At 60.5% G+C, this 9,001-nt stretch carries 8 protein-coding genes; 6 read left to right on the top strand and 2 right to left on the bottom strand.

Features of this window, described 5'->3' with window-relative positions:
• From ACIREA_RS19875 to ruvB, 5 genes are all read left to right on the top strand, one after another.
• The coding region (locus ACIREA_RS19875) for a phenylacetate--CoA ligase family protein (RefSeq protein WP_397384085.1) at positions 1 to 1,146 on the top strand (1,146 nt) is incomplete at its 5' end.
• A gap of 105 nt (positions 1,147 to 1,251) precedes the next feature.
• On the top strand, positions 1,252 to 1,926 hold the full coding sequence (locus ACIREA_RS19870; RefSeq protein WP_397384084.1) for an ABC transporter ATP-binding protein: 675 nt from the start codon (positions 1,252 to 1,254) through the stop codon (positions 1,924 to 1,926).
• On the top strand, positions 1,923 to 5,111 hold the full coding sequence (locus ACIREA_RS19865) for an FtsX-like permease family protein (protein WP_397384083.1): 3,189 nt from the start codon (positions 1,923 to 1,925) through the stop codon (positions 5,109 to 5,111). Before ACIREA_RS19870 ends, ACIREA_RS19865 begins: the two co-directional genes overlap by 4 nt.
• Before the next feature lie 124 nt (positions 5,112 to 5,235).
• Positions 5,236 to 6,000, top strand: a complete 765-nt coding sequence (locus tag ACIREA_RS19860) for a hypothetical protein (RefSeq protein WP_397384082.1) — start codon at positions 5,236 to 5,238, stop codon at positions 5,998 to 6,000.
• Positions 6,001 to 6,161: 161 nt separating this feature from the next.
• Positions 6,162 to 7,166, top strand: a complete 1,005-nt coding sequence (gene ruvB, locus ACIREA_RS19855) for a Holliday junction branch migration DNA helicase RuvB (protein WP_397384081.1) — start codon at positions 6,162 to 6,164, stop codon at positions 7,164 to 7,166.
• A 76-nt stretch (positions 7,167 to 7,242) separates the two neighbouring features.
• Here ruvB and ACIREA_RS19850 read toward each other — a convergent pair whose 3' ends face one another.
• The gene (locus ACIREA_RS19850; protein ID WP_397384080.1) at positions 7,243 to 7,884 is read right to left on the bottom strand and encodes a hypothetical protein; all 642 of its coding nucleotides are present in this window, start codon (positions 7,882 to 7,884) and stop codon (positions 7,243 to 7,245) included.
• A 65-nt stretch (positions 7,885 to 7,949) separates the two neighbouring features.
• On the opposite strand from ACIREA_RS19850, the gene ACIREA_RS19845 reads away from it, so the two are divergent.
• Positions 7,950 to 8,438, top strand: a complete 489-nt coding sequence (locus ACIREA_RS19845) for a hypothetical protein (protein WP_397384079.1) — start codon at positions 7,950 to 7,952, stop codon at positions 8,436 to 8,438.
• A gap of 21 nt (positions 8,439 to 8,459) precedes the next feature.
• Here the strand turns inward: ACIREA_RS19845 and ACIREA_RS19840 are convergent.
• The coding region (locus ACIREA_RS19840) for a hypothetical protein (RefSeq protein WP_397384078.1) at positions 8,460 to 9,001 on the bottom strand (542 nt) is incomplete at its 5' end.

Genomic DNA, 9,001 nt, shown 5'->3' with positions numbered 1-9,001 from the left:
AGCCGCCTCAATCGCGTGGAGGATTTCATCGCGCAGGTGCCCTTCACCACCAAGGCGGACATTCAGGCAGACCGCCTCGCGAACCCACCCTTCGGCACCAATCTGACACGGGCCATCAGCCAGTACACCCGCTTTTGCCAGACCAGCGGCACCAGCTCCGGAGTACCCATGGCCTGGGTGGACACCCCCGAAAGCTGGGATGCCATGCTCAAGTGCTGGCAGCGAGTCTTCGATGCAGCAGGGCTCGTCAAAGGCCGCGACCGCATCTTCTTCGCATTCTCCTTCGGCCCGTTCCTCGGTTTTTGGACGGCTTATGAAGCTGCCGCAAAAGACTACCTCATCATCCCCACCGGCGGCATGTCCAGTCAGGCACGCCTGGAGGCCATGGCTCGCTATGGTGCCACGGTCCTCTGCTGCACCCCAACGTATGCGCTGCGTCTGGGGGAACTGATCGGCGCCCCCTCCGGCGTGGAACGCATGGGCCTGCGCATCAACAAGGTCATCGTGGCAGGTGAAACTGGCGGCAGCGTGCCCGAGGTGCGCAAGCGCATCGAGGAACTGTGGGAAGCTCGTGTGTTTGACCATCACGGCATGACCGAAGTCGGCCCCGTCAGCTACGAAACGGAAGACATGCCGCGACAACTCGTGGTGATTGAGGAGGCCTACCTCGCTGAGATCGTCGATCCGCAGACAGGCGTCGAAGTCGCCGATGGCGAATGTGGCGAATTGATCCTCACCACGCTGGACCGCACCGCCTGCCCGCTGCTGCGCTACCGCACCGGTGACTGGGTGAAAAAGAAACTCCACCGCGGCAGGCTGATGCTCGATGGCGGCATCCTCAGCCGTGTGGACGACATGATCGTCGTGCGCGGCGTGAACATCTATCCCAGCGCCATCGAAGCCGTTGTGCGGCAGTTCCCCGAAGTCGTCGAATACATGGTCGAACAGCGCAAGGTGGATGCCATGGACGAGATCGAGCTGGTCGTCGAATTGGACGGCAATGTGGCGAAGCAGCTGCTCAAGCGCCTCGAAACCAAACTGAAGGACACCTTCTCCCTTCGTATTTCAGTGCGCCTCGCCGAGCCCAACACCCTGCCCCGCCATGAGTTCAAAGCGAAACGCTGGCGTATCGTTCAAGCAGCCTGAACCATCCGCAAGCGGGTCGAATGACGAAGCTGCAGTGACAAGTCAGGCACAATGGATGCCTCATTTCCCGCTGTTCAACCGCCCCAGCTTGCCTACGCTTACCCCATGCCACTCATCCAACTAACCAACGTTTCCAAATCCTACACCGACCCTGGCAGCGGCGCTCAGGTGCCCGTGCTGCGCGGCATCAATCTCAGCATTGAAGCCGGTGAATCCGTGGCCGTCGTCGGCCCCTCCGGCTGCGGCAAAAGCACCCTGCTGAACATTCTCGGCACGCTCGATCTGCCCGACTCCGGTGACATCACGTTTGATGGCCAGGCCCTCGCCAGCCTGACGGCCCAGCAGCTTGCCTCAGTGCGCAGTCAAAAAATCGGCTTCATCTTCCAGCTCCATCATCTCATGCCGCAGTGCTCCGTACTGGAGAATGTGCTGCTCCCCACGCTCGCCCTGAAATCACCTCCCGCAGATGCCTTGCAGCGCGCGGAATCTCTTCTCGAACAGGTGGGTCTCAAGGACCGCATGGACTGGAAGCCCGCGCAGCTCTCCGGCGGCGAACGCCAGCGTGTGGCTTTTGTACGCGCCTTGATCAACCAGCCCCGCCTCATCCTCGCCGATGAACCGACCGGCGCTCTCGATGAGACCAGCGCCGACACTTTGACCGATCTGCTGCTCCAGCTTCAGAAAAGCAGCGGCGTCACGCTGATCATGGTCACCCATCACCGTGTACAGGCTGACCGCATGGGCCGTGTGCTGACGATTCACGAAGGCGCTCTGCAATGAAACTCACGGATTACGTCCTCCAGTCCGCACGCCATTACTGGCGTGGTCATCTGGGCCTGCTCTTCGGCACCTTCCTAGCTGCCACGATTCTGACCGGCTCCATGCTCGTCGGAGATTCCGTGCGTGCCAGCCTGGAGCGCGTGGCCGCCCTGCGCCTCGGCAAGGTGGAAGGAGGCATTCTCGGCGGAGACCGATGGTTCACCGAAACCCTCGCGCGAAAAACCAATGCAGCCCCCGTCATCATCGCCACCGGCGCGGCGAATGCAGCCAATGGCAAGGTGCGTGTGAACGGAGCCCAGGTGCTCGGCGTGGACGCCAGCTTCTGGAAGCTCAGCACCAGCGCCAAGGACATCGCCTTTGATAAGTCCGCCGTGGCCATCAATGAACCGCTCGCCCGCAAACTCGGCGTGAAAGTAGGAGATACCATCCTCATCCGATTGGAGCGCCCCAGCGCCATATCACGCGATGCCCCCCTCTCCGGCAGCACCAATCAAGACATCTCCCTTCGGCGCACTGTCGCAGCGGTGATCAGTGCGGAAGACTTCGGTGCCTTTCAGCTCACCGCCTCGCAGGTGCCGCCTGACTCGGTGTTTGTAAATCTCGCTGACCTTCAAACCCAGCTCGAAATGGATGGCCGGGTGAATGCCCTTCTTCATCCGCAGTTCAACACCCTGCGTGCGCATGTGGAAGAACATCGCACCCTCGCAGATTTCGCACTCAAACTCAAACGCCTCGAAGGCGCGCAGAAGGACTGGGAGATCAGCACCAGCCGCGTGTTCCTGGACCGCAGCATCGCGGACAAGCTCGGCGAATTCAAAGGTGCCTACGGTGTGCTCACTTATCTGGTCAACGGCATCACCTCCAAGCAGGGCGGCACCCCCTACTCCATGATCACAGCGACCGGCCACGGCAAGGATGATGAAATCACCATCACCCAGTGGCTGGCGGATGATCACAAACTCGCCATCGGCGATGAACTGGAGGTCAAATACTTCGTGGTAGGTCTGGGTCGTGATCTCAAACAGCAGTCCGCAAAATTCAAAGTCGCGAAGATTCTCCCCATGGATGATCCCATGGTCACCAAGGCTTGGACTCCCGATTTCCCCGGCGTTTCGGATGTGGACAACTGCCGCGACTGGGAGCCCGGCATCCCGATGGACATGAAGGCCATCCGCGACAAGGACGAAGCCTACTGGGATGAATTCAAAGGCACCCCCAAGGGATTCATCACCCTGGCTGCCGGTCAAAAACTCTGGGCCAATCGCTTTGGCAAGCTCACCGCCATTCGCCTGCCAAATGAAGGTCAGACCATGGAGGCAAAGTCAAACGCACTCGCCCTGCGACTGCAGCTTGCAGACATCGGCCTCGTGCCGCGTGATTTCAAACAGGATGCCGGAAACGCCGCCAAAGGCAGCGTGGACTTCGGCGGCCTCTTCATCGGCCTCAGCATGTTTCTGATCGCAGCCGCTCTCGTCTTTGCCGCGCTTCTGTTTCTGTTCACGCTTGAGCGTCGCGCCGCGCAGATCGGCCTGCTCCTGGCCGTGGGCTGGACTCGCGGCATGGTGCGCCGCGCCTGGCTGCTGGAGGCAGGCGTCATCGCCACGGCAGGCGTTTTACTTGGTGTGTTCGGCGGCATATTTTACACGCAGACCGCGCTGCACGGACTCTCCGCCATCTGGACGGGAGCCACGCAGGGGCTGCCCCTCATCTTCAGCGCCAGCTTTAGCACCATCTTCAATGCAGCCCTGGCCACGCTGGTCGTCGTCCTGCTCACCCTCGGGTGGGCCAGTCGGAAGCTCTTTAAAATCCAGGCGCGTGACCTGCTCGCCGGTTCATGGAGCGATGACCTCGCACCCGCTCAGAAAAAGCATGGCAGCAAACCGATGCTCATTCTCGCAGTCGTCGCGCTGGCTCTTCTTGCCTCCGGGTTTGTGCTGAAAAATCCCGAAGCCGTCGCGGGCATGTTCTTTGGTTCCGGCATGCTGATGATGATCGCCGGCCTGCTCTTCCTGCGCGGCTGGATGCGGCGGGACAGCGGCACACTCGCTCGCTCACTCCGACAGATCGGCCTGCGCAACATCTCCCGCCGTCCTTCCCGCAGCCTTGCCGTCATCGGCATGATGGCAGGTGGCATCTTCCTCGTGGTCGCGGTAAACGCCTTCCGCATGAGCGCAGGAGACACCACCGCACGCGACTCCGGTACCGGCGGCTTCGCGCTCATCGGCGAATCCTCACTGCCCGTGTATGAAGACCTCAATGTGAAAGCAGGCTGGGATGCCTTCGGCCTCGATGAAAAGCTCATGCCTCAGGCCCGCGTGGTGCCCTTCCGCGTGCGCGATGGCGATGACGCAAGCTGCTTGAATCTCAACCGCGCCCAAAAGCCCGTTCTCGTCGCCGCAGACCCGGCCAAGCTCACCGGCACCTTTGCCTTTGCCTCAGGTTCATGGGACAAGCTCAACGACGACTCATGCATCCCCGCCATCGCCGATCAAGCCACCGCCATGTGGGGCCTCGGCAAAGGCGTGGGCGATACGCTGGACTACCAGGACAGTTCCGGAAACACCTTCCAGGTGAAAATTGTCGGCCTCCTCGCCGGTTCCATCCTGCAGGGCAAAATGATCATCACCGAAAAAGACTACCTCTCAAAGTATCCTGATGCCGCCGGCTATCGCTTCTTTTTGGTCGATGCCAAACCGGAGCAGTCAGCCGAAATCGCCGCCCATCTCACCCGCCAGCTTGAGCAGCGCGGCCTCGCCTTGGAGCCCACGCGTCAGCGCCTTGAGTTGTTCCTCAGCGTGCAGAATACGTACATCGGCATCTTCACCGTCCTCGGCGGTCTCGGCGTTCTGCTGGGCACCGCCGGCATCGGCGTCCTCATCGCCCGCCATGTGCTGGAACGCCGCGGCGAGCTCGGCCTCATGCTGGCCCTCGGCTTCCGCGCAGGAGCACTGCGCAGCATGATCATGGGAGAGCACAGCCTCCTGCTCGTCCTCGGCCTCATTCTCGGCGTCGTCACCGCCTCACTCGCCGTGCTTCCTCAATTGATCGAACGCGGCGGCAGCCTGCCCCTCGCCTTCTTGGTTGAGCTCATCGTCGCCGTCCTCGGCTTCGGCCTCGCAATCTGCGCCATCGCCGTGGCCACAGCCGTGCGCGGCACCCTCACCGATTCCATCCGTCGCGAGTAAGAGGCACAGAGCCCCCAAGGAGAAGCACTTGCCAAGTGCCTCTGGTTCAGATCCCCTCCCACTTAACCATTGCCAAGCAACAGGGCTCAGGACAAACATCGAGCGTCCTTCATCCTGACTCCCCATGCTCTTCTGGACACACATCTTCGACCTTCTAGCCAAGCTCGCTGGCATGGCCTCCGCAGTAGCGATGTTCCTGCTCAGTGTGCCCAATCCACCGGCCAAGGGACATCCGATTCTCTTTATCCTGTGCTTCCTCGCAGGGATTATCATCTGGTGGCTGTGGCTGCGACCGCTGTCCTCGTGGCTGCATGCGCGACTGCGACTGGGCGCACGGCTTTCGTGGGCGCAGGCACGGCGGGCGTCCATGCTATTTTCGCCCGTGCGCGATCTGCTGCACTGGCATCCCCTATGGGAGGTGCGCCAACTGCCGGCACAAGCACGAGTGGCCGCGATTGAAAAGTTCATGGACCAGTTGCAAGCCGAACAGGAGGAAAAGGCCGCACGCTTGCGGGCAGCCCCTGCGCTGAGTCACGCTTTCCGCTGGCTGCAATGGGTTGTGGTGGCTGTCGCGGTGGTGCTCACCTTTGCCAATCTGCCGCCAGCCTCCTGGATCTCCGAGTTTCAAGCACAAACTTTCGATGGAGCCTACTACCCGATTCTGACCTTCCTTATCGTGGCGCTGCCCGTGACAGGCGTCCTCCGCTGGCTGGAGCATGCCACCGCCCCGAGTAAAATCACGGTCGTCAGCCATCCGTCCGCAACCGAAGAGCCCCATGCACCGCTTCAGGCTGCGAGTGCCTCTTTCCAAGCGCAAACGGTCGCGAAGGAGCAGGAAAAGGCCGTCGATCCCAACGATCACTCACGCTTTGCGCCTCCGAGTCGTTGAGGTCGAATTGACCGAGAGGGCGTTGCCTGAAGCTTTCCGTCATTGCTCCAATCAGCTCTCACCCTCCCCACTTCTCAGCATTGCCAAAATCTGTGCCTCCCTGCGCGAAGAGCGACGCGCCACACCTTGCACTCTGCGCCACGCACGCTCCTATATAAGTAGTGAATCCCACGCTCAACGACCCCGACTCTCCCTTCGATCTCGCCCTCCGCCCGGCGGATTTCTCCGAGTTCCACGGCCAGACCAAGGTCAAAGAACAGCTCCTCGTCATGGTCGAGGCCGCCAAGATGCGCGGAGAGTCTCTGGACCACGTGCTGCTCTGCGGCCCGCCCGGCCTGGGCAAGACCACCCTCGCCAATCTCATCGCCAATGCCATCGGCACCAAGCTGCACACCACCAGCGGCCCGCAGATCGATCGCGCGGGCGATCTCGCCGGCATCCTCACCAATCTTCAGGAGCGCGATGTCCTCTTCATCGACGAAATCCACCGCCTCCACCCCAGCATCGAGGAATATCTGTATCCCGCCATCGAGGACTACCGCCTCGACATCATCATCGATCAGGGGCCCAAAGCGCGCACCATCCGCATCGATCTCCCGCCCTTCACGCTCGTCGGCGCCACCACCCGCGCAGGCATGCTCACCGCGCCGATGCGCTCACGCTTTGGCATTCCCAACCGTCTCGACTACTACACCGCCGAGGAGATCCAGCACATCCTCATCCGCTCCGCACGTTTGATGAACGTCGCCATCGAACCCGAAGGTGCGCACGAGATCGCCCGCCGCTCCCGGGGCACCCCACGTATCGCCAATCACCTCCTCCGCTGGGTCCGTGACTTCGCCCAGGTGAAAGCGCAAAACATCGTCACCGAAGACGTCGCCCGTCAGGCACTCACCATGCGCGACATCGATGAATCCGGCCTCGACGAAATGGACACTCGCATCCTCGAAACCATCATTGGCAAGTTCGATGGCGGCCCCGTCGGCATGGGCAGCGTCGCCGTCGCCGTCGGTGAAGACACCAGCACCCTCGAAGACGTCCACGAGCCCTACCTCGTCATGCAAGGCTACCTCAAACGCACCCCTCGCGGCCGCGTCGCCATGCCCGCCGCCTACCGCAAACTCGGCCTCATGCCACCAGTCACCGGGCAGACAGACCTGTTTTAAAAGTACTCGTGAGCTTTAGCTCGCTCTGGATGCCTTAGATCCCTCCCTGAACGAGCTAAGAATCTCGACTACTTTCTTACTTCGCCAGCTTCAGCAGCACTATACCCGCCTCATCGCGCACCCAGCGGCCATGCACCTGATTCCAGACATGAATCTCTTTGCGGGCCGACTGCTTGAGCACTTCAGCCATGCCTGCGGAATCGGCAGCCGCAGTCTTTTGCGCCGGATTTTCAAATTGAGCCACCAGCCATGACCTCGTTTCAGGAGAGACGGATCGCGTGCTCACCTCTACCAGAATGCGATTGCCGATCCGCTGCATCGAGGCAATCTCGGTGAGTTCTTCTGCAGAGCTTTGGAATATACCCGCATCATGCACCATCTGCGGATCGATGAACGTCGAAGCCTCGCGTATTCTCTGAACAGCCTGTGCCACCGATTGTAGACGCGCAGAGAGCCCGTCCGTCGAGTTAGTCTTGAGCCTGAGATTCACCAGCACGCGCTCCTTCGGAGTGCACAAGCAAGCAGCTAAATTCACATCATGGTAGAATCGTGTGATTTCCGCCGGAGCGCCAGCCAACGGTGCCGTCGCGGGCTGCGCGGGATCAGCGCCTGAAATCAAAGATCCAGCGCTCAGGAACAAGAGAAGGAAACCAGTCTTCATATGGAAATTAATTAATATTATGGAAATATAACTAAAAAGGAAAGCTTCGTCAATCATCGAGTCTCCATTCAGTCTCATCCCCACCTTGCACCCCAGTCCATCAGCATTCAGCATCCCTCCCCATGTGGCGCGAACTCACCACCCTCTGGCAGAGCATCTGCGACCCCGAGTACCTCCATCTGCTGCTGGAGCCCCTGCCCCTGTACGGGCTGGGCATCGGCCTGACGTTTCTGATCGTCTCCTTCATGTTCGGCGAGGCCAAGTGCCGCATGCTCGCTCTGGCCATCATCGGCGTCTCCTGCGCCAGCGTCTGGCCTTACATCGACCTGCGCGACAAAGCGACGCCCCGCATCCTCGCCACACGCTCACCCGATTTCGCCCCGCTGATTCAGGAGCAGACCCAGCGTCGCAAAGACTGGGCCTGGCCCTACTACGTGATGTCGCTGTGCAGCTTCGCCGCCCTCGCCGCATCGCGTTCTCCCAAAAGCCGTCTACTGGTGTTTTCCGTCGTCATCTTCGGTGCCCTCCTCTTCTGGTTCAGCATCTGGATGCACAAGAAGGAGTGCGAAGTCTACCACCGCAACATCGTGCGTTTTGTACCGGTTCGGTGACGCGCTGCATGCGCCACCTCCTCACTCCTCAATATACGCATCACCCTCCGTGGGCACCACGAGCTGTTTTTTGACTAGGTCAAAGTACTCCCCCTTGCCAGAAGAGTGAATATACAATCGCTGCTTCCGGCGCTTCAAGTTGTCGAGCACGACAGCGATCTGCTTGAAGTCCACGCGGTCCTGAAAATCGGAGAACCAGTACAGCCCATCCGCATTGCGCACCTCATCACTCAGCAGTGCCAGCCACGTGTAGCCCACCCCCACGTTGTGGATGAAATAAGTCTGCGGACGACGAGACAGCTTGAGAAACAGATCCTTGCTTGGAATCGGGTCTTTGGTTTTGATCTTGTACTGCGCCGTCTCCATGAAAGTGGCACCGCCAAGACGCCAGAATTTTTCAAACTCGACGGCTGAGGTGCGGAAGATCTTCGTGCCCGCCAATGGCTTCGCAGGCGGCTCCAAACCGCAGCCAAAATACAGCACCACCACGCTGCCTTTCGCCACCTTGTCCACCTCGTTGACCACACGCTCCAGGTGCGGCATCATCGAAGAAGAAACATCGA

Origin of the sequence: Prosthecobacter sp. (assembly GCF_044373815.1) — a bacterium.
Lineage (GTDB): Bacteria > Verrucomicrobiota > Verrucomicrobiia > Verrucomicrobiales > Verrucomicrobiaceae > Prosthecobacter.
The sequence above is the reverse complement of the archived record's forward strand: the minus strand, read 5'-3'. Positions and strand labels throughout refer to the sequence as shown.

Bases quoted from the DNA above. Each gene is read 5' to 3' on its own strand.
- ACIREA_RS19870 (WP_397384084.1), top strand. From the start codon at position 1,252: ATGCCACTCATCCAACTAACCAACGTTTCCAAATCCTACACCGACCCT.
- ACIREA_RS19860 (WP_397384082.1), top strand. From the start codon at position 5,236: ATGCTCTTCTGGACACACATCTTCGACCTTCTAGCCAAGCTCGCTGGC.
- ACIREA_RS19865 (WP_397384083.1), top strand. From the start codon at position 1,923: ATGAAACTCACGGATTACGTCCTCCAGTCCGCACGCCATTACTGGCGT.
- ACIREA_RS19850 (WP_397384080.1), bottom strand. From the start codon at position 7,884: ATGATTGACGAAGCTTTCCTTTTTAGTTATATTTCCATAATATTAATT.
- ACIREA_RS19845 (WP_397384079.1), top strand. From the start codon at position 7,950: ATGTGGCGCGAACTCACCACCCTCTGGCAGAGCATCTGCGACCCCGAG.